This window comes from Bradyrhizobium sp. CCGB01, from assembly GCF_024199795.1.
Taxonomy (GTDB): domain Bacteria; phylum Pseudomonadota; class Alphaproteobacteria; order Rhizobiales; family Xanthobacteraceae; genus Bradyrhizobium.
Genome location: NZ_JANADK010000001.1, coordinates 9269647 through 9290429, shown reverse-complemented (window position 1 = coordinate 9290429; position 20783 = coordinate 9269647). Strand labels below are relative to the sequence as shown.

General features: G+C 64.9%; 16 protein-coding genes and 1 tRNA gene. 3 read left to right on the top strand and 14 right to left on the bottom strand.

Translation table 11 applies throughout. The features are described 5' to 3' along the window. Positions 1-9 precede the first annotated feature (9 nt). Together NLM25_RS43680 and NLM25_RS43675 are read left to right on the top strand one after the other, a co-directional pair. Positions 10-453 (top strand): TspO/MBR family protein, encoded by a 444-nt coding sequence (locus NLM25_RS43680; protein WP_254141062.1) that lies wholly within the window; start codon positions 10-12, stop codon positions 451-453. A 94-nt stretch (positions 454-547) separates the two neighbouring features. Continuing rightward, on the top strand, positions 548-757 hold the full coding sequence (locus NLM25_RS43675; protein ID WP_254141061.1) for a hypothetical protein: 210 nt from the start codon (positions 548-550) through the stop codon (positions 755-757). A 107-nt stretch (positions 758-864) separates the two neighbouring features. On the opposite strand, the gene NLM25_RS43670 is transcribed toward NLM25_RS43675, so the two are convergent. The 11 genes from NLM25_RS43670 to NLM25_RS43620 form a co-directional block, all read right to left on the bottom strand. After that, positions 865-941, bottom strand: a tRNA-Arg gene (locus tag NLM25_RS43670). Between the two features lie 59 nt (positions 942-1000). After that, the gene (locus tag NLM25_RS43665) at positions 1001-2050 is read right to left on the bottom strand and encodes a diguanylate cyclase (RefSeq protein WP_254141060.1); all 1050 of its coding nucleotides are present in this window, start codon (positions 2048-2050) and stop codon (positions 1001-1003) included. A gap of 1 nt (position 2051) precedes the next feature. Further along, positions 2052-5162 carry an EAL domain-containing protein gene (locus tag NLM25_RS43660; RefSeq protein ID WP_375167873.1) on the bottom strand — a complete coding sequence of 1037 codons (3111 nt, stop codon included), beginning with the start codon at positions 5160-5162 and terminating at the stop codon, positions 2052-2054. Positions 5163-5336: 174 nt separating this feature from the next. Continuing rightward, positions 5337-6422, bottom strand: a complete 1086-nt coding sequence (locus NLM25_RS43655) for a branched-chain amino acid ABC transporter permease (protein ID WP_254141058.1) — start codon at positions 6420-6422, stop codon at positions 5337-5339. Further along, entirely contained in the window at positions 6419-7429 is a 1011-nt protein-coding gene (locus NLM25_RS43650) for a branched-chain amino acid ABC transporter permease (protein ID WP_254141057.1), read from the bottom strand. Before NLM25_RS43650 ends, NLM25_RS43655 begins: the two co-directional genes overlap by 4 nt. After that, entirely contained in the window at positions 7426-8148 is a 723-nt protein-coding gene (locus NLM25_RS43645) for an ABC transporter ATP-binding protein (protein WP_254141056.1), read from the bottom strand. The genes NLM25_RS43650 and NLM25_RS43645 overlap by 4 nt, the downstream gene beginning before the upstream one ends. After that, entirely contained in the window at positions 8145-8909 is a 765-nt protein-coding gene (locus NLM25_RS43640; RefSeq protein ID WP_254141055.1) for an ABC transporter ATP-binding protein, read from the bottom strand. Before NLM25_RS43640 ends, NLM25_RS43645 begins: the two co-directional genes overlap by 4 nt. A 63-nt stretch (positions 8910-8972) precedes the next feature. Then, on the bottom strand, positions 8973-10157 hold the full coding sequence (locus NLM25_RS43635; RefSeq protein ID WP_254141054.1) for a substrate-binding domain-containing protein: 1185 nt from the start codon (positions 10155-10157) through the stop codon (positions 8973-8975). A gap of 337 nt (positions 10158-10494) precedes the next feature. Then, a complete protein-coding gene (locus tag NLM25_RS43630; RefSeq protein ID WP_254141053.1) occupies positions 10495-11937 on the bottom strand; it encodes a sigma-54-dependent Fis family transcriptional regulator in 1443 nt (480 codons plus the stop codon). Between the two features lie 282 nt (positions 11938-12219). Further along, entirely contained in the window at positions 12220-13956 is a 1737-nt protein-coding gene (locus NLM25_RS43625) for a bifunctional diguanylate cyclase/phosphodiesterase (protein WP_254141052.1), read from the bottom strand. 206 nt (positions 13957-14162) lie between these two features. After that, complete coding sequence (locus NLM25_RS43620; protein ID WP_254141051.1) at positions 14163-15128, bottom strand: sensor histidine kinase; 966 nt, start codon at positions 15126-15128, stop codon at positions 14163-14165. A 179-nt stretch (positions 15129-15307) separates the two neighbouring features. Here NLM25_RS43620 and NLM25_RS43615 point away from each other — a divergent pair, with 179 nt between their 5' ends. Beyond that, positions 15308-16147, top strand: a complete 840-nt coding sequence (locus NLM25_RS43615; protein WP_254141050.1) for an SDR family NAD(P)-dependent oxidoreductase — start codon at positions 15308-15310, stop codon at positions 16145-16147. Between the two features lie 125 nt (positions 16148-16272). On the opposite strand, the gene NLM25_RS43610 is transcribed toward NLM25_RS43615, so the two are convergent. From NLM25_RS43610 to sthA, 3 genes are all read right to left on the bottom strand, one after another. Then, a complete protein-coding gene (locus NLM25_RS43610) occupies positions 16273-17649 on the bottom strand; it encodes a cytochrome P450 (protein WP_254141049.1) in 1377 nt (458 codons plus the stop codon). Positions 17650-17788: 139 nt separating this feature from the next. Continuing rightward, the gene (locus tag NLM25_RS43605) at positions 17789-19024 is read right to left on the bottom strand and encodes an LLM class flavin-dependent oxidoreductase (RefSeq protein ID WP_254124069.1); all 1236 of its coding nucleotides are present in this window, start codon (positions 19022-19024) and stop codon (positions 17789-17791) included. A gap of 291 nt (positions 19025-19315) precedes the next feature. Next, a complete protein-coding gene (gene sthA / locus NLM25_RS43600; protein WP_254141367.1) occupies positions 19316-20707 on the bottom strand; it encodes a Si-specific NAD(P)(+) transhydrogenase in 1392 nt (463 codons plus the stop codon). Positions 20708-20783 lie beyond the last annotated feature (76 nt).

The following is a 20783-nucleotide window of genomic DNA, read 5'->3' as shown; positions in this document are numbered from 1 at the left end:
AGGAGATGGATGCTTCAGTTGTCGTTCTTCGTCGTCGCCGTGGTCGGCATCGGCTGGCTGATCGGTGCGACCAATCTTCCCGGAGACTGGTATGCGGGCCTTGCCAAACCGGGTTTCGTGCCGCCGAACTGGGCGTTTCCGGTGGCCTGGACGATCCTTTATATCCTGATCGCTGTCGCCGGCTGGCGGACCTTTCGCCGTGAGCCATCGGGTAAAGCGATGCAGGTCTGGGTCGCGCAGCTGGCTCTCAATTTCATCTGGTCTCCGGTGATGTTCACGATGCATCAGATCGGAGCCGCGCTCGTCATCCTCATTGGCCTGTTCGTCGCGATCGTGACTTACATCAGTCTCGAGACATCACGGGACAGGTTGGCAGCCGCATTGTTCGTACCTTACGCAGCCTGGGTCGCGTTTGCCGGCGTACTCAATGCGGCCATCTGGCGATTGAATTGAGGCGTTCAGTCGAAGGTTCATCAAAGAGCAGTCTCAGGCTTGTGAGTGGCAGGCCTAGGCACGCGATCCTATATGGGCGTGGAGAGGACAGCCCATGCAATACAGCTCCGAGCTCATTCAGACCATGCGTCAGGCACTCGAGACCGTGATGGCGAGCGTGCCGGCCCATCAGTCGGTGTTCGGTCTGAAAGCCGCCGTTGCCGAATGCATTTTGAAGGCTGCCGCGCAGGGGCACACGTCGTATGACGGACTGGTGACGTCGGCGTCCGATCAGGTCCAGGCGATCATCTCGATGCTGACGTGAGCGGGTGCTCTGGGCAGAGCAGACGCTGCGCATTGGAGCCGTGAAGCATTGACCGCTAGCGGTCGGGCGACGAGAAGAAAGCCGATTGGGAAAACCGCGCCACGAAGTGGCGCACCCGACACGATTCGAACGTGTGACCTTTGCCTTCGGAGGGCAACGCTCTATCCAGCTGAGCTACGGGTGCAACGAGGCCTCATTTAGCCGATTGGCGGGGGGCGGGCAACCGCTTCTCGCCGGGAGATTTTAGGCCGATTTGCGGGCGGCGCGGCCAGGAACCGGCTCCCGGCCGTGACAGGCGAATTCGGCAAGCACGCGTTCGGCGCAGATGACGCGGTTGCGGCCGAGCCGTTTGGCCGCATAGAGCGCCTCGTCGGCCGCACCCAACAGCCGGTCGGGGCCGCCATCGGCTTCGCCGGGAATATGGCTGGCGACGCCGACGCTGAGGGTGAGGTGGTCGCCGGCTCCAATGGCGCCATGGGCGATCCGCAAGGCCATGACGGCACGGCGGATCTCCTCGGCGATGACGCAGGCGGGATCGCAATCCATGTCCGGCAGGATCAACGCGAACTCCTCCCCGCCATAACGGCTGGCGAGGTCGAGCGGACGGGTGGCATGCCGGCTGACGACATCCGCGACCGCGCGCAGACATTCGTCGCCGCTCTGGTGGCCGTGGCGGTCGTTGAACAGCTTGAAATGATCGACGTCGACGAACAGCAGCGCCATCGGCTTCTGCGTCCGCTGCGCGCGGGCCCATTCCGTCATCAGCATCTGGTCGAAGGCGCGGCGGTTCGACAGGCCGGTCAGCCCGTCCTTGGTCGCGAGCTCCTTGAGCGCGGTCTCGGCGCGCTTCTGGTCGGTGAGGTCGCGCAGCGTCTCCACCACGGCGATCAGATGGCCGGCCTCGTCGTGGATCGGGCCGGCGTCGATCGCGAGATAGAGCTGGCTGCCGAGCTTGGGCATCACGCACCAGTTCTCCGCGGAAAAGCCGAGCCCGTTGTGGCCGCGCGCGGCATATTCCGAATAAAATTCCGGCAGCTGCTCGGGACGGTCGAGCGCGACCAGGTCGGCGAGGCACGGGCGCCTGGTCTCGTAGAAGGCCTGCCAGTGTTTCGTCGTGCCGATCACCTCCGAGGCGGCGAGGCCGGTCAGCCGCTCGCAGGCCCTGTTCCAGATCACGACGCGGCGCTTCGGGTCGATCACGAAGGTCGGCACCACCAGATGCTGCATCAGCCGCACGGCATAGGAATCCGCGACGTCGACGGCTTTAGTGGACGCTTTCCTCGGCCTGGCCATTTCAGGCGACCGCCGCCACCGGCACGGCATTGTTCGGACCGAACAGCTTTCGCACTTCGGCGGCCGGCTTCGGCTTGCTGAAAAGATAACCCTGCATCTCCGTGCAGCCGAGCGCGCGCAGCATCTCGCGCTGCGCCTCGGTCTCGACGCCCTCGGCGACCGTGGTCATGTTGCTGGCAGCGGCAATGTTCACCACCGCCTGCACGATCACCGGCGCGCCGCTGGTCTCCGCGATGTCGGCGACGAAGCAGCGGTCGATCTTGATCTTGTCGAACGGGAAGCGCTTCAGATAGCTCAGCGAGGAATAGCCGGTGCCGAAATCGTCGAGCGCGATGCGCACGCCGATGGAACGGAGCTGGTGCAGGATCGAGAGCGCGGCCTCGTCGTCGCGGATCAGCACGGCCTCGGTGATTTCGAGCTCGAGCCGGCGCGGGTCGAGTCCGGAAGCGGCGAGCGCGCCCGCAATCCGCAGCGCCAGCGTGTCGCATTTGAGCTGCACCGGCGAGACGTTGACCGCGATCCGCACATGCGTCGGCCAGGTCGCGGCCTCGTTGCAGGCCATGCGCAGCACCCAGTCGCCGAGCTCGTTGATCAGGCCGGTATCCTCGGCGACCGGGATGAACTCCGCCGGCGACACCCAGCCGCGTTCGGGATGCCGCCAGCGCAGCAGCGCCTCGCAGCCCGACACGCCGTTGGTGCGCAGGTCGACCAGCGGCTGGTAGTGGATCTCGAAGCCGCCATTCACCAGCGCCTGGCGCAAATCCTGCTCCATGGTCAGGCGCGCCTTGGCGCTCGCGTCCATCTCCGGCTCGAAGAAGCGGTGGGTGCGGCGCCCCTCGGCCTTGGCGCCGTACATCGCAAGGTCGGCGTGCTTGATGAGCTGGTCGAGGTCGGTGCCGTCCTGCGGCGCCAGCGCGATGCCGATGCTGGCGTCGGTGGAGAGCTGGTGGCCGAGGCAATGATAGGGCTGGCGGATCGCTTCGTAGATCCGCGTCACGAATGACAGCACGTCCGCAGAAGACTGGATCCCGGTCTGGATCACCGCGAATTCGTCGCCGCCGAGCCGTGCGATCAGGTCACCGCGCTTGAGGCAGCCGCGGAGGCGGGTCGCGATCGCCTTCAGCAGCTCGTCGCCGACGTGATGGCCGAGCGAATCGTTGATGCCCTTGAATTCGTCGACATCGATATAGAGCAGCGCGAACTGGCAGCCATCGGCGACCTTCGCCAGCTCGCGTTCGATCTGTTCGCGGAACAGCGTACGGTTCGGCAGGTCGGTCAGCGCATCGTAATGCGCCATATGCGCGATCTTCTCATGGGCGCGCCGCCGCTCGGTGACATCCTCGACGACACTGATGAGGTAGCGCGGCTCGCCGGACTTGTCGCGAATGCCGATCCGGGTCGAAGTGATATGGCGCAGTCCCTTGGTCTGGCTTGGCCAGGGATGCTCGTCCTTGAACATCCCCGTTGGGGCCTGGAGCGCCGCGGTGTCGTCCTCGGTGACGAGCCTGGCTACGTCATGCGGGTAGATGTCGAAGGGGGCCTTGCCGACGATGTCTTCACCCGATTTGCCGAATTGCTCCTCGGCGCTCCGGTTGACCAGCAGATATTGCCGCGTCTGTGCGTCCTTCACCGTGATCTGCGAGGGGATGTGATCGATGATCTCGCGCAGGAACATGTAGTTGCGGTCGCGTTCCTGCTCCAGATCGCGCCGCTCGGTGATCTCCTCGATCGTGGCGACCCATCCGCCCTGCACGAGCGGGGTGTTGATGACCTGGAAGGCGCGGCCGTTGGGCAGCTCGTGGATCCTGGTGGAAACCGTGCCTTCGGCGACGACCCTCATCACATTGGCGCAAAACGCATCGACGTCGCCGCTGAACGAGCCACGCTCCTTGCGGTGGTTCATGGCATCGCGAATGTGACAGCCGGGCTTGATGACATCAGTGGAAAGGCCGAACATGTCGGCGTAGCGGCGGTTGCAGGTGACGATGTATCCGGCGGCGTCGTACAGGATCAGCCCTTGCGACATGTTGTTCAGAGCGGTGTCGAGCCGCCGCCGCTCCGCTTCCAGCCGCTCCTGCGACTCGCGGTTCTGACGATTGATCTGGCGAACGATCAGGAAGAGGATCAGCGCGATCACGGTGGCCGAAAGCGTCGCCGTGGTGACCATGAAGCCGGTCTGCTGCCGCCAGTCCGCCAACGCGGCGCTCGTGGTGTTGGTCGCGACGATGACCAGGGGGAAATGCGAAAGCGAGGCCGCCGACCCGAGGCGATCCTCGCCGTCGATCGGACCCTTGACCCGCAGCGTGTGCCGGCCACCTTCGGCCAGCATCTTGCGCATCAGCGGGGCGTCCTTGAAATTCCTGCCGATCAGCTCTTCGACATGCGGGTACCGGGCCAGCATCTTGCCTTCGCGATCGAACAGCGAGATGGCCGCGCCTTCGCCGAGCGCGACGGAAGCGAAATAGTGATGATAGTTGTCGGGATCGATCCGGCGCACCATGACGCCGAGGAACGTGCCGTCCGGCATGTTCAACCGCCGCGCGACGACCGTGGTCCATTTGTCGATGAGGTAGCTGCGCACGGATTCCAGCAGCACCGGCTCGGATCGCGGGTTCGACTTGAAGGTCTGGAAATAGGCGCGCGAGGCGACGTTGATCTTGGGTAGCGGCTGGGCGCGGGACCAATTGACGATTTCGCCCTCCGCGTCGTAGATCACGATGTCGCCGAGGTAGGATACCGCGCTGATCTTGCCGCGCAGCATCTGGTTTGCGGCAGGCCCGGACATCCGCTCGCGGAACATTGCGGGTGAGGTGATCTCCGGCAGATTCATCTGGCCGATCAGGTCGGCAGCGACGACGTCCGAATCTTCAAACTGCTGGTCAAAGTGCCGCGCGATCAGCTGCACCGTGTTTTCCAGCTCGCGCTCGCGGTTGGCCAGGGTCCGTTCGCGGAATTCGCCGACGGCCATGGCGGTCACGGCGAAGATGCCCGCGACCAGCAGCACACCGCACAGGGTCAGCCACAGCACCGGTCCGCGCCGCATCGTTGCCTCCCAGCCGTTCTTCACGGCTAAGGACATTCCGGCTGCGACCCCTGACAAGACTTGGCCCATTCCCCCTCCCTGGAGGAACAGGATTACACCGCACAAATGGCGCAAACCTTAGGAAAGCCAGTTACCTAAGCATTAATCCGGTTGCGCAGCTGCGCCAGCGTGCATCCAGGCGTGAATCACTTCGCGGTTGCATGACGGGCGCAGCAATCGCTGCGCTGCATCATTAACCGCAGCCTAATGCGAGGCGCCCGCACTCTTGCCGCTGCCGACATTGCGCAGCCGGCCGACCACGCCGGTCGGGAAGAAGTAGACGCTGGCGATGAACAGCAGCCCGAGCCACAGCAGCCAGCGATCGGGATGCAGCAGCCCCGGCAGCAGCGGCAGGCCGGCTTCGCTCGCCGCCTTGGAGGCGACGCCCATCAGCGATTGCAAATAGTTCTGGGCGAGGATGAAGATGGTGGCGCCGATGATCGCGCCGTAGATCGTGCCCATGCCGCCGATCACGACCATCAGGAGGATGTCGAGCATGATCGAGAAGCTGAGCGAGGTGTCGGGGCCGGCATAGCGCAGCCACAACGCGTTCAAGATGCCGGCGCTGGCGGCGACCAGCGCGGCGAGGCAGTTGGCGTAGGTCAGGTGGAAAACGGTGCGGAAGCCGAGCGCCTCGGCGCGAAACCGGTTCTCGCGGATCGCCTGGAGCACGCGCCCGAACGGCGAGTTCACGACACGCAACAGAGCGAGGATCATCAGGGCCGAGACGGCGAACACCAGGTAGAAGGTGAGGATGCGGCCGTTGATCTCGAAGCCGAACAGGTTCTTGGAAATCAGCACCGTGCCGGGGCGAAGCAGTTCGGGCAGCTGAAAGCTGCGCCCGTCCTCGCCGCCGGTCAGCCAGGAGAGCTGCGAGGCCAGCACCTGGAAGGCGGAGGCGACCGCGAGCGTGATCATGGCAAAGAAGATCGCGGCGACCCGCAGCGAGAACAGGCCGATCGCGAGCGCGAGCAGCGCCGCGAGCGGCAGGCCGACGACGATGCCGGTTGCGACCGCGGCCCAGTTCGGCCCCATCCCGTACAGCGCGATCGCGATCGCGTAGCTGCCGATGCCGTAGAACATGGTGTGGGCGAACGACACCGAGCCGGTATAGCCGAGCAGGAGGTCGTAGGACGCCACCAGCGCGGCGAAGACGCAGATCTTGGCCGCGACGTTCAGCGCCTTGGCGCCGGGGAACAGGAACGGCGTCGCCGCCAGCGCGAGGATGATGACGACGAGAACGAGCGTGAGCACGCGGCTGCGCGGCGGATCGCCTGACAGGATCATCATCGGCTGGTCACCGCATAGAGGCCGCGCGGTCGCCACATCAGAATGGCGACCATCAGCAGGATGTTGGAGACGAGGGCGAGCTTCGGTACCAGGAAGCCGCCGTAATTGGCGACCATCGCGACCAGGATGGCGCCGATGAAGCAGCCTCCGATCGAGCCGAGGCCGCCGATGATCACGACGATGAAAATCAGGACGGTGAGATCGTCGCTCATGGAGGCATGGACCTGCTCGCGATAGAGCGCCCACATCACGCCGCCGAGGCCGGCGAGCGCCGAGCCCGTCATGAACACGCCGAGGAAAAGCCGGCGGATGCGGTAGCCGAGCGCCTCGACCATCTCGCGGTTCTCGACGCCGGCGCGGATCAGCAGGCCAAGCTTGGTGCGGTTGAGCACGAGCTGGATCGCGATGAAGACCGCAAGGCCGATCAGCATCGCCAGCACGCGGTATTTGGCAATCGCGACGTCGCCGAGGATGAAGGAGCCGCGTAGCGATGTCGGCAGCGGCATCGGGATGATCTGCGGCCCCCACAGCGCATAGAGCGTTTGCTCGGCGACGATCAGGCCGCCGGTCGTCATCAGGATCTGCTTCAGATGCTGGCCGTAGACGGGCAGGATCAGCACGCGCTCGACGACCAGGCCGAGCGCGCCTGATACCGCCATCGACAGCAGCGCCGCCGGCGCCAGCACCGCAAGGTTGATCCAGAGCGAATCCGCCTGCATGGAAGCCGCGAACGGCGCCAGCACCAGCGTTGCGACATAGGCGCCGACCGCGATGAAGGCGCCGTGGCCGAAATTGAGCACATCCATCAAGCCGAACACCAGCGTCAGGCCGGAGGCCATGATGAAGATCATCATGCCCATCGCGAGGCTCGCAGCGGTCAGCGTCAGCCAGGAGCTGGTCGATCCGATCAGCGGGATCATGAGAAGCGCGACTGCGATCGGCAGCAGGATCGGCGCGATGTCGCGCTTCGGCTTCGGCAGCGGATCGGTTGCGGCGATTTCAGTCACTGATGCGCCTCCAGGCTCAGGCCGAGCAGCCGCTCCTGCAGCGGCACGTCGGCGGCAAGCGCCGCCATCTCGCCGCGATGGACGATGGTGCCGTTGTCCATGACCAGCACGTTGTCGCCGAGCTCACGGGCGGCAAAGAAATTCTGTTCGACCAGCAGGATCGTCGCGCCCTTGCGCTTGATCTCCTTCAGGCACTCGATCAGCGCCATCACGATCGCGGGCGCCAGCCCCTTGGTCGGCTCGTCGATCAGCAACAGCTTGCGCGGTTCGACGATGGCGCGCGCGATCGACAACATCTGCTTCTGCCCGCCCGAGAGGCTTCCCGCGCGCGACAGCCAGAACCGGCGCAGCGCCGGGAAGAAGCCGAAGATCCAGTCGAGCTGGGTGTCGTCGAGCGGCCCGTCGCGCGCCGCCAGCACCAGGTTCTCCTTCACCGTGAGATCGGAGAACACCGCCATGCTTTCCGGCACATAGCCGACGCCGAGCCGGGCGATGTCGGGCGTGGCGCGGCTCTCGATGCGCTCGCCGGCGAGGCTGATCTCGCCACTCGAGGCCTGCCACAGGCCCATGATGGTGCGCAGCGTCGTGGTCTTGCCGGCGCCGTTGCGGCCGAGCAGCATCGTGACCTGGCCCTGCGGGACCGCGAGGTCGATGCCCTGGAGGATGTGGTAGCGGCCGATATGGGTGTGTACGCCGGAGAGCTTGAGGAGGTCTGTCATGCGGCGCTCTTCGGTGCGACGCCGAGATAGGCTTCCTGCACGATCGGCGAGGCGATCACTTCGGCCGGCGGACCATCGGCAACAAGCTGTCCGTTATGCAGCACGATGATGCGGTCGGCGAGCGAGCGCACCACGTCCATCTTGTGCTCGACCAGGAGGATAATCTTGCTCTTGTCCTGCTTGAGCTGCGCGATCAGGTTCAGCACGACCGGCACCTCGTCGATGCTCATGCCCGCGGTCGGCTCGTCGAACATGAACACTTTGGGTTCGAGTGCGATCATCAGCGCGACCTCGAGCTTGCGCTGGTCGCCATGCGACAGCGCAGTCGCGGCGACGCCGCGGCGATTGCCGAGTGCGACCTGGTCGAGGATGGCATCGGCCCGGGCGATCAGATCGCGGCGAACCATCCAGGGCCGGAGCATGTCGTAATGGGTGCCGCTGGCGGCCTGCACCGCGAGGCGGACGTTCTCTTCCACGGTGAGGTTCGGAAAGAGGTTGGTGAGCTGGAAGGCGCGGCCGAGGCCGGCGCGGGTGCGCATCGGCGCGGAATGCTGGGTGATGTCGGCGCCGTCGAACAGGATGCTGCCGTGTGAGGCGCGCAGCTGGCCCGAGATCAGGTTGAAATAGGTGGTCTTGCCGGCGCCGTTCGGACCGACGATGGCGGTGAGCTCGCCCGGGCGAAAGCTGCAGGTGACGTTGTTGACCGCGACATGACCGCCGAAGCGGATGGTGAGGTCGCGGGTCTCTAACGTCAGGGCCATCAGGATAACTCTGGAAGATGGAGGGATCCTCTCCCCGCGCCTGCGGGGAGAGGAGATTTGATATCAGCGCTTGTTGCGGACCGGAACGTCCATGTCCTCGATCTTCAGCTCGCGCACCGGCTCGAGCACGGCCCAGGCGACGTTCGGATCGACCTTGACCTTGAAGTGATACATGCTCTGGAGCGCCTGATGGTCCTCCTTGCGGAACACCATCTTGCCCTTCGGCGTGTCGAACTCCAGGCCTTCCATCGCCGTGATCAGCTTCTCGGTGTCGGTCGACTTCGCCTTGGTGACGGCGGCGACGACGGACATCGCGGCGGCGAAACCGCCCGCGGTGAAGAAGTCCGGCGGCGCGTTGAAGCGCTTCTGGTGCTCGGCGACGAACCAGTCGTTCACCGGGTTCTTCGGGATCTCATAGAAATAATAGGTCGCGCCTTCCATGCCCGGCAGGCTCTTATAGGCGGCGAGCGCCGGCAGGATGTTGCCGCCGGTCGACAGCTCGATGCCGTAGCGCTTCGGATCCATATCCTGGAGCTTGGCCAGCGGATTGCCGGCGCCGGCCCAGATCACCCAGATCACCTTGCGGCCGGGCTTGTCCTTCAGCGCATCGAACAGGCGCTGGCCGACCGCGGTGAAGTCGGTGGTGTTGGTCGGAGCATATTCTTCCGCGGCGAGCGTCGCGCCGGTCTTGGCGAGCGCCTCCTTGAAGGCGGCGACGCCGTCGCGGCCGAAGGCGTAGTCCTGCGCCAGCGTCGCAACGGTGACGCCCTGCTTGCCGATCGCGACCGCGTTCGAGATCGCGTCCTGCGACGAATTGCGCCCGGTGCGGAAGATGTAGCGATTCCATTTCTCGCCGGTAATCTGGTCCGCGACCGCGGGCTCGACGATCAGGATCTTCTTGTTCTCCTCGGCGACGGGGAGAATGGCGAGGGCTGCTGCCGACGAGGTCGTGCCGATCGCGATGTCCGCCTTGTCGTCCTGATAGGCTTCGGCCAGCGCCGCCTTCGAAAGGTCCGGCTTGCCCTGGTCGTCCTTGGTGATGACGACGATCTTGCGACCGTCGAGCGTCATGGTGCCCTTGGTGGCGTATTCGAAACCCATTTGCAGGCCGGTCTCGGTCTGCTTGGCGTAAGCCTCAAGCGGGCCGGTCTTGCCGTAGATCAATGCGACCTTGAGGTCGTCGGCTTGCGCGGAGGTACTCGCCGCCAGGCCGAGGATGGCTGCTGTGAGAATGAGCGATCGACGCACGATGGTTCCTCCTTGATGAACTGTCTTGGCCACAGCGATTTGCACAGCTGTGCAAACATTGCAATTCCACCTTCAGGCGGAGCTTGCGTGAGGCGCATGTGACAGTCTCTTGACGCGCGTACCGCGACCGCGGCGTTCGCGTCGGCGAAGCCGCGTGATGCCACGTCTCGCACCAGCCCATGCGTTTCCTCAAGCCGGCCCAGAGCAAGCTCTGCGCCAGTTGCCGCATTGCGTCGGAATGGCTGAAAATGCGGCAGATAATCCGCGAATGGCACAGCCGGACGCCGGCATCGCGCTGTCAGGAATCCGAGACTCCGGACACGTGCCGTCTCGAAAGTCAGACAGGCGGCGATCCCGACGCGAGACCAAACTTGGCGAGCTTCTTGTAGAACGTCGCGCGCGAGATGCGCAGCATCCGCGCGGCTTCCGAGATCTGCCCGTTGCTGGCGGCGAGTGCATGCTCGAGCGTCTGCTTCTCGAACTCCGCCTCCGCTTCGGCATAGGGGACGACCGGGCCGGTCGTGCGCTGTGCGGGTGCCGGGCCGGCATCCGCACCGACCGGCAGGATGTGGACGAAATCGTCGCCGGTCAGGCGCCCGGAATCGCTCAGGATCAGCGCGCGCTCCAGGACGTTGCGGAGCTCGCGGACGTTGCCGGGCCAGTCGTAGCGCGCGAGCGCCGACAATCCGCTCGGTGTGATCCTGGCATGGAGGAAATCGCCGGAAGCACTGATGTCCTCGATCAGCCGCGCGCAGATGTCGGGGAGATCGCCCTGGGATTTGCGCAGAGGCGGCAGCTCGATCGAGAGCACGTTGAGGCGGTAGTAGAGATCGGCGCGGAAGGCGCCGTCGCTGACGCGCTTGCGCAAATCCACATTGGTCGCGGCAATCACGCGCACATCGACCTTGGTGATCTTGTCCGAGCCGAGCGGCTCGATCTCGCGCTCTTGCAACACGCGCAGGAGCTTGGCCTGCAATTGCAGCGGCATCTCGCCGATCTCGTCGAGGAACAGCGTGCCGCCGTCGGCGACCCGGAATTTTCCCTCGCGCCCCCTGCGGTCGGCGCCGGTATAGGCGCCCGGCGCGGTGCCGAAGAACTCGGACTCGATCAGCGTCTCCGGGATCGCCGCGACATTGACGCTGACGAACGGCTTGTCCGCGCGCGAGGACGCATTGTGGATCGCCTGGGCCAGCAGCTCCTTGCCGGTGCCGGTCTCGCCGGTGAGCAGCACGGTCACGCTCTGCCGCGCCGCGCGTTTGGCGAATTCCTTGGCCTGCGCGATTCCCGGTGTGGTGCCGACGAAATCGGCGAACGTGAAACGCGCCGCGCGGGCGTTGGACAATTGCCGCCGCGCCAGCCGCAGATCGCTCTCGAGCTGGGCGACGCGGGCGAGCAGCGGCTTGAGGCTCTCGAGGTGGTCATAGAGCACGAAGCCGATCGCGCCGATGACGTTGCGGTCCTCGTCCTCGATCGGCATGCGCGTCACCACGAGCTGCTCGCCGCCAAGCTCCATGATGTCGAGCAGGATCGGCTCGCCACTCTCGGCCACGTTCCGCATCAGGCTGTTCGGGATGATCTCCTCGATCGGCCGGCCGATCGCTTCCGCCGTCTGCTTGAGACCGAGCGAGGCCAGATATTTCTCGTTGACGTAGATGACCCGCCCGCCGCGATCGATCGCGATCGCGCCCTCGCACAGATGCTCCAGCCGCTCGAACAGCGTCACCATCGCCCGCGCGCGGACATAGGCGGGATCGCTGACGTCTGGGTGAGAGGCGGACATGACATACCCCGGGGGAGGTCCGCCTGTTTCTTACCAAAAGCGCAGTAATTTCAAAGGGGAATCGACGCGGCGAGGTTAACGCGCTTGTCCGCGCTCCACTCTCGGTCGTCGTCCCGGACAAGCGAACGCAGTGAGCGCAGATCCGGGACCCATACCCCCAGGGAGGGGTTTGGCGAAGACTCGGAGTGGGAGCTGCGTGCAGCAACTTCTCCCTGTGGTTATGGGTCCCGGGTTCGCTTCGCGCCCCGGGACGACAGCGATATGTGCGGCGCCGCTGTTGACCTACCGCCGATACCCGCTCGCGCGCGAATAGCCCTGGCGGTTCTGCTGCATCGGGCGGTTGGACACGCCGGGGCGGGATTCGCTGGAGACGGGGGTTGCGAGCTTGAGCTCCTCCAGGAAGATCGGCCGGGCGAAATAATAGCCCTGCGCGTAGCGGATCTTGGTCGCGGCCTGGAGATAGGCCAGCTCCTCGTAGGATTCGAGGCCTTCGGCGATCACGGTCATGCCGAGCGCTTCGCTCAAGGATTCGATCGCGCGCAGGATGCCCTGGCTGCGCGGGCGCTTATGGATGTCGGTGATGAAGGAGCGATCGATCTTGATCTCGTCGGCGGTGATGTCGGCGAGTGCCGAGAGTGAGGAATAGCCGGTGCCGAAATCGTCGATCGAGATGCCGACGCCGAGCTTGCGGAACATCGGCAGGATCTCGGCCTGGAAATCGTTTTTGGCGACGAAGGCGTCTTCCGTCACCTCGATCATGAAGCGCTGGGGAAAGCCGGTGTCGTCCAGCGCCTGCGCAAAGCTGCGCATGAATTCGGGATTGCCGGCCTGCTTGGCCGCGACGTTGATGCTGATGGTCGCTTCCGCGCCGAAGGTGTCGTTGATCAGGTCGATCGACTTGACGATCTCGGCCAGCACGAGATGGGTCAGCTCGTCGATCAGCCCGAGCTCGCTGGCGAGGTTGATGAACGAGCCGGGTGCCTGGATCACGCCCTCGTCGTCGCGCAGCCGCACCAGTGCCTCGATGCCCTTCACGGCCTGGGTGCGGATGTCGACCTTGGACTGGAACGCGCAACAGAAGCGCTTTTCGAGGATGGCGAGCCGCAGCGACTGCTCGATCTTCATCCGCGCCAGCGCCTCGCGCTCCATGCTGGAATCGAAGAAGGCCGCCGATCCCTTGCCGGCGTTCTTGATGCGGTACATCGCGATGTCGGCGTTCTGGCGCAGCATCTCGAAGCTGCGACCGTGGTCGGGATAGAGGCTGACGCCGACGGAGGTGGAAGCGAACAGCTCCGAATTGTCGATGAAGAACGGTGCGGTCAGCCGCTCCAGCGTCGATTGCATGAACTCGGCGACTTCCTCCTGGCTCTGGATCGGCGAGAGCAGCAGCAGGAATTCGTCGCCGGAGATGCGCGAGAGCATGTCGGAATCGCGCAAGTCCCGCCCGAGCCGTTTCGACAGCTCGACCAGCAGCGCATCGCCGACGGCGTGGCCGTAATAGTCGTTGATGTGCTTGAAATTGTCGACGTCGAGAAAGGCCAGCGCGAAGCGTTCGCCGGCGCCGCCCTGCGCGAGCAGGCTGTTGGCGCGGTGCTCGATCACGCGCCGCGAGGGCAGGCCGGTCAGCTCGTCGAAATAGGCCGAGCGGAACAGCTGGTCCTCGAAGTTCTTCTGCTCGGTGATGTCGGAGGAAGCCGAGATCAGCAGCTCGCGTCCGGCGAGGCTGACAGGGCGATGGGTGGTCAGCAGCACCTGGCGTGCGGCCCCGTCGTGGAGCGCTTCCTCGGTGGTGACAGGCTGTCCGGCTCTCAGCGCTCGCTCGCAAGCTTCGCGGCGCTGCGCGAGATCGGGTGACGGACGGCTGCCGTCCATGCCGAGCTGGGCGGCCGCGACATCGTTAACCAGGAGAAGCTTGCCTTGCGCGTCCTGCACGGTCAGGCCGGCAGGCAGCATTCTAACGATTTCCTTGAGAAATCCGAGTTCGGCATCGCTCGCGCCGTTATATGTGTTGTCGTTCATAGAAGTCATGAATCTTGTTGTTCAGCGCGCCTTTGCAATGGGCGCGATCTTGCGTGGTTCCCTCTTAGGTTTGGTTAAGGGGTCCGCAGAAATACGGGGGTGTTTTGCGGCGATGCGACGCGTGCGACCCATCGTCATTAACAGAGCGTCAACGGCACCTGCGAAACTCCAAGCGAAGCTCACGTTCGCTTTCGCTTGTTTCGAGTCTAGCCGTTCTCCGGGATGCGGCATTGCATGATGCAATGCAGGCCGGTCTTGAGATACGAGACCTCGGACTTGCCGTCGAAAGCCGACAGCGCCGACTTCAGCAGCTTTGTGCCGAAGCCCGGCTCCGAGACCTTATCGATGCTCGGGCCCTCGGTTTCATCCCAGGTCACGGTCAGGCGGTCGCCGCTGACGGTCCATGACACCTGCAACAAGCCGCGCGGCGCGGAGAAGGCACCATATTTGCCCGCGTTGGTGGCGAGCTCGTGAAACATCAGCGATAGCGTGACCGCGAGCTTCGGCGGCAGGAACAGCTGGTCGCCGTTGAGCGTGAAGCGGACATGGCCGTAAGGTCCGAGCTCAGCGATCAGGAGATCGCGGATGTCGCAGCCCCCCTTGTCGATCCGCGAGATCAGATCGTCGGTCGCGGCCAGCGACCGTAGCCGCGGATCGATCCGGGCCCAGACCTGCGGCTGGTCGTGCAGCACCTGGTGCAGGACCGCGTGCGCCGTCGACAGCTTGTTCTTCAGCCGGTGCTGGAGCTCGTCGACCAGCAGCTTGCGATACTCTTCTTCCTCGATCAGGCGCCTGGAGATCCGGCGCTGCTCCACCAGCATCGTGCGATAATGCTCGACGCCCCAGATGGTGAGTGCGGAGACGCCCCAATAAAGGGTCAGCAAGGTGAACCTGGCGCGATCGGCAAAAGCGTCGCCGAAATTGACGACGACGCCGAGCACGCCGCCGACCAGCGCCGTGATGATGCCGATGCGCAAGCCGCCGAATGCGGCGGCAAAGAACACGGCCGGGAAATACGGGGTGAAGTAGACGTCGGGCCGCACATGCGCGAGGCCCCAGCGCGCCAGCGTCGCAACCAGCAGGCAGGCGACCGCGAAGGCGAGGCTGAGAACGAGCGATGGTGGTGCCTCGCCCTGCCAGCCCTTGCGGAATTCGTCGATCAGCTTCTCCATGCCCGGCCCGGTTGCGCTATGCGTTCGAAAATCGAGAGAGGAACGAGAATGTTACGCATGTCGCATGCACAAGCAAAGCTTGCCTTGTCACGGGCCGGCGGGAATAGTGAGCGTCGCGGCGCCGTCATCGACCGGTGTCCGCCATTTGGCATCAAATCATTCGAAAACAGGGACATTCCATGGGCAGGCTGGACAGCAAGGTTGCGGTGATTACAGGCACGACGAGCGGGATCGGCCTGCGTACCGCGGAAGTCTTCGTTGCCGAAGGTGCCAAAATTGTGATCGCGGGGCGGCGCGTACCTGAGGGCGAGGCGCTGGCCAAGCAGCTCGGGGCCAATTGCATCTTCCTGCAGACCGATGTGACGGTCGAAGCGCAGATGCAGGCGCTGATCGCGCTCGCGGTGGAAAAATTCGGCCGGATCGACTGCCTGTTCAACAATGCCGGCGGCCCGGCGCAGACCGGCGGCATCGAAGGCCTCGAGGTCGAGCGGTTCGACGCGGCCATGGCGACGCTGGTCCGAAGCGTCATGCTCGGCATGAAGCACGCCGCGCCCGCCATGAAGAAGCAGGGGTCTGGCAGCATCATCAACAATGGCAGCATCGCTGGCCGCCTCGCCGGTTTCTCCTCCTCGATCGTCTATGGCGCGGCCAAGGCGGCGGTGATCCATCTCACCAAATGCGTGGCGATGGAGCTCGGCGAGTCCAATGTCCGGGTCAACTCGATCTCACCCGGCGCGATCGCGACCGGCATCTTCGGCAAGGCGCTCGGGCTTTCGACCGATGCGGCGGAGAAGACGCCGGCGATGATGCGCGAGGTCTACAAGACCGCGCAGCCGATCCCGCGCGCGGGCCTCCCTGATGATATCGCCCAGGCCGCGGTGTTCCTGGCCAGCGACGAATCCAGCTTCATCAACGGCCACGACCTCGTCATCGACGGCGCCATGACCGGCGGCCGCAACTGGAGTCAGCAGCAGCAAGGCCTGGCGGCCTTGCGCAATGCGTTCGATCAGGGGGCGTAGGACCACAACGACGGAGCCGTAGGGTGGGTTAGCCGAAGGCGTAACCCACCTTTTCGGTTTCCGCAGTGACATAAGAGGTGGGTTACGCTTCGCTAACCCACCCTACGGGACCACGGGAGCGGCGGCTAAACCGCCTTCACCCGCACCTTCAACCCATCCCGCGGCTTCGGGATCGGCCACATCTGCCAGTCCGGCTTGTAGCCCGGCTCCAGCGACACCTCGATGTTCTGCAGGAAGTGCCGCGCGAAGCATTTTGCCTGCATGTAGGCGAAGTGCAGGCCGAGGCACATATGCGCGCCGCCGCCGAACGGCACCCAGGCGAAGCGATGCCGGTTGCGCTGGGCTTCCTCGGTGAAGCGCAAGGGATCGAAGCGATCCGGCTCCGGCCAGATGTCCTTCATGTGATGCGTGTAGAGCGGATTGACGCCGACCGCGGTGCCGGCGGGAATCGTGAAGCCCTTGAAGGTGAAGTCGCGCATCGCGCGGCGCGGCATCGAGGGCACCGGCGGCTTGATCCGCAACGCTTCCTTGAACGCCATTTCCGACAGCGGCATCTTTTCGAGATCGTCGAAGCTGCTGGGCGCGCCCGGGGCGAGGCCGAGCGCGAGAACCTCCGCGCGCAGCCTGTCCTGCCAGTCCGGATTCGCGGCGAGCTCGCCGACGAAGGACGTCAGTGACGAGGTCAGGGTGTCGTGCGCCGCCATCATCAAGAAGCTCATATGGTCGATGATGTCCTGCTCGGAGAGCAGCGCGCCGTCCTCATGGGTGGCGCGGCAGAGCTGCGAGAACAGATCGTCACCGCCGTGATTGCCGCGCCGCAGCGGGATCTGCTCGCGGAAATAGGCGACGATGCGCTTGCGCCCCTTCACGCCGGCCGCCATCCGGGTGCCCGGCAGGGGTCGGCGGATCGGGGCGACGGCGGCCGCGACCATGTCGACGAAGGCGCGGTTGATCTCGTCCACCTCCGGCCCGATATCGGCACCGAGGAAGGACGCCGCGGCAAGGTCGAGCGTGAGCTGCTTCATCGCCGGATAAAGCTGCATCTCGCCGGGCTTTGCCTTCCACTGCGCGACGCGCGCGGCGATGCCGCGGTCGAGATCGCTGAGATAGGACTTCATCGGCCCGGACTTGAACGCGACCGACAGCGCCTTGCGATGCAGCCGGTGCTCGTCGAAATCGAGCAGCATCAATCCGCGCGGAAACAGCAGGCCGAGCACCTTGTTCCAGCCGTGCGTCGACGAGAACAGCTTTTGCTGGTCGAACATCACGAGTTCGTTGGCCTCGGGGCCGAGCAGCACGACGTTGGTCTCGCCGAAAACATGGGTGCGGTAGACCGGGCCGTATTTGGCGCCGTTCGCCTCGATATGTCCCTTGGGGTCGGCCAGCACCTGAAAGGTCTTGCCGATGATCGGCCAGCCCTCGTCACCGGGGATGTGCGTCAGCTCGTTGCGCCTGGGCGCGGTGAACTGAAGCGCAGGGGCGGCCACATTCTGCATCGACATGACGATTGCTCCGGTTGGCTGACCGAACAGCGCGCGATCGAGGCATTAATACCGCCTGCGCCACGCTGACGGGATCAACATAGCACAGGCTGGTATCACTTGCTGATGATAGTGGTTACGGGCGTAGTCACGCAGAAGCCTACCGCTTCGCCGCTTCCTTCTGCAAATCCGGGGCGTTGACGGCGGGAATGGCAACGCGGCCGGCGCCGGTCACCTTCAGCGCCTCTGCAGCCTTCTCGTTCTCCATGATCTTCGCCATCACGGCCTGCCCGGCGCGTTCGAAGATCGCGCGGTTCTCGATCACGAACTTTTGCGACTTGCGCAGTCCGTCGATATAGCCGTTGATCTCCGGCACGACATAGCGGGCCACCAGGTCCCAGCTCCGGCGCGTATTCTCGGGGTTGGCCCAATCGTGCACGAAGCCGATGACGGCGCCGACGCCGCCCGACACCTGCATCACGTTCTTGATCATCTTGACGAGGTCGTCGGGCGTGCCGATGACGGAGGCCGCCCCCTCGACGAAAGCGGTCTTGTCCACGGCCTCATCGGGCGAGGAGAACGCGGTCAGGCCCGGCCGCTGCAGCGTGCCGACATTATATTCGTTGTGCCAGCGCATCAGGCCGGCGCCGGCTTCGCGGCGGGCCTGCTCGCGGGTCTCGGCGAGGTGCCAGGTCAGCAGCACGCGCCAGTTCGCGCGATCCACCTTGGTGCCGTGCTTCTTGGCGGCATCCTCGGCGAACTGCCATTGCTGTTGCAGCGACATCAGCCCCTGCGTCGTCATCGAGCCCAGCGAGATGATGCCGATGCCGTATTTGCCGGCGAGCGTCATGCCCGAGGGCGAAATCTGCGAAGCCACCACGAACGGCATCTCCTCCTGCAGCGGCAGGAGCTGGAGCGCGGCGTCGTTCATCGTGAACCAGTCACTCTTCGCGGTGACGCGCTCGCCGTTGAAGAGGCGGCGGATCACGCCGATGGCCTCGTCCTGGCGGTCGCGCTGCGTCATCGGATCGATGCCGAGCGTGTGCGCGTCGGAGGCAAGCGCGCCGGGGCCGGAGCCGAAGATGGCGCGGCCGCCGGTCATGTGGTCGAGCTGCACCATGCGCTGGGCGACGTTGAAGGGATGGTGGTAGGGCAGCGACACCACGCCGGTGCCGAGCTTGATCCGCTTGGTGCGCTCGCCGGCCGCGGCCAGAAACATCTCGGGCGAGGCGATCATCTCCCAGCCGGAAGAATGATGCTCGCCACACCAGAACTCGTCATAGCCGAGCGCGTCGAGCTGCTCGACCAGGTCGAGATCGCGCCGGAACTGGAGCATCGGATGCTCCCCGATCGGGTGATGCGGGGCAAGGAAGGCTCCGAACTTCAGGCGCGCCATGGCGTTCTCTCCGGCTTCGATTTTCTGTTTGTTGAGACCGGGAGGCTACGTGCTGGGACCAGCGAACGCAATCGCGCGATGTCCCGCACGGCGGAATGCAGGCATGCGTGGAGGCGCTGCCGCGACGTGCCGGGCCTGCAGGGTTCGAGACGCCCGCTTTGCGGGCTCCTCACCATGAGGGTCTAAGAGCTCTCCGCGAAACAGGACCTCATCCTGAGGAGACCGCGCAGCGGTCGTCTCGAAGGATGGCCGCAAAGAGACTGCTCGCCAAATTCGCCGCGAAGCGCGTTGCTACCGCGTCATCCTGTTCCACGCATCCAGCCCGGCGATCTTGTACGCTTCCGCCAGCGTCGGATAGTTGAACGTGTTCTGGATGAAATAGTCGATGGTACCTTTGAGGTTCAGAACGGCCTGGCCGATATGGATCAGCTCGGTGGCGCCTTCGCCGAGGATGTGCACGCCGAGCAGGCGGCGCGTCTTGGTCGAGAAGATCATCTTCATCATGCCGCTGTTCAGCCCCATGATGTGGCCGCGCGAGGTCTCGCGGAAGCGCGCGATGCCGACCTCGTAGGGAATGCCGCGCGTACGCACCTCTTCTTCCGTCAGGCCTGCCGTCGAGATCTCCGGCACCGAATAGATGCCGTAGGGAAAGAATTCCGGCGGCGCCAGCGGCTCCATGCCGAGGGCGTGGCACGCCGCGACGCGGCCCTGCTCCATCGATGTGGAGGCGAGACTCGGAAAGCCGATCACGTCACCGGCCGCGTAGATGTGCGGCACGCTGGTTTGCAACGTCACGGGATCGACCGAGATACGGCCGCGATGGTCGACAACGATGCCGGCGGCTTCGAGATTGAGCTTGTCGGTGGCGCCGACACGGCCGGCCGCGAACAGCAGCATGTCCGTGGTGACGTGCCGCCCGTCGGACAGGTTCGTGACGATGCTGCCTTGCGCATTCTTCTCGATCGACGTGACCTTCGAGCCGAGCCGCAGCGCGACGTTGCGGTCGCGCAGCTCGTGCATGAACTCGTCGATCAATTCCTTGTCGATGAAGTCGAGGAAGGTCGGCCGGGGCTCGATCAGGGTCACGGGCACGTCGAGCGCGCTGAAGATGGTGGCATATTCCACGCCGATCACGCCGGCGCCAATCACGGCCAGGCTGCGCGGCAGCTTCTGCAACTCGATGATCTCGTCGCTGTCGAGCACGGTGGCGCCGTCGAACGGCACATAGTCGGGCCGGAACGGGCGGGTGCCGCAGGCGATCAGGATGAAAGCAGCGGACACCGTCCTGGTCTCGCCGATCGCGCTGGTGATCTCGACCTCGTGCGGCGAGACCAGCCGCGCCTCGCCATTGGCAGTGCGGACGAGGTTACGGCTGAACTGATGCTCGAACACCTCGACCTCGTGGTCGAGCGTCTTCTGAAGGCGAATCATCAGGTCGCTCGCCGCGATGTCCTGCTTCACCTTGTAGGAGCGGCCGTAGAAGCCGCGCTCGCGCCAGCCGGAGAGATTGAGCACGGTCTCGCGCAGCGTCTTCGAGGGGATCGTGCCAGTATGGACGGAGACGCCGCCGACCCGTCGGCCCTTCTCCACCACCAGCACGGCCTTGCCGAGCTTGGCACATTGCACCGCGGCCCGGCGCCCCGACGGGCCCGAGCCGATCACCACCATGTCGTAGTCGTACATCGAGACTTCCGAGCCCGCAAAACCAGCGGCAACCGACATGCAGCAATCGGGCCAATGCGGCAAGTCCTACCTCGGA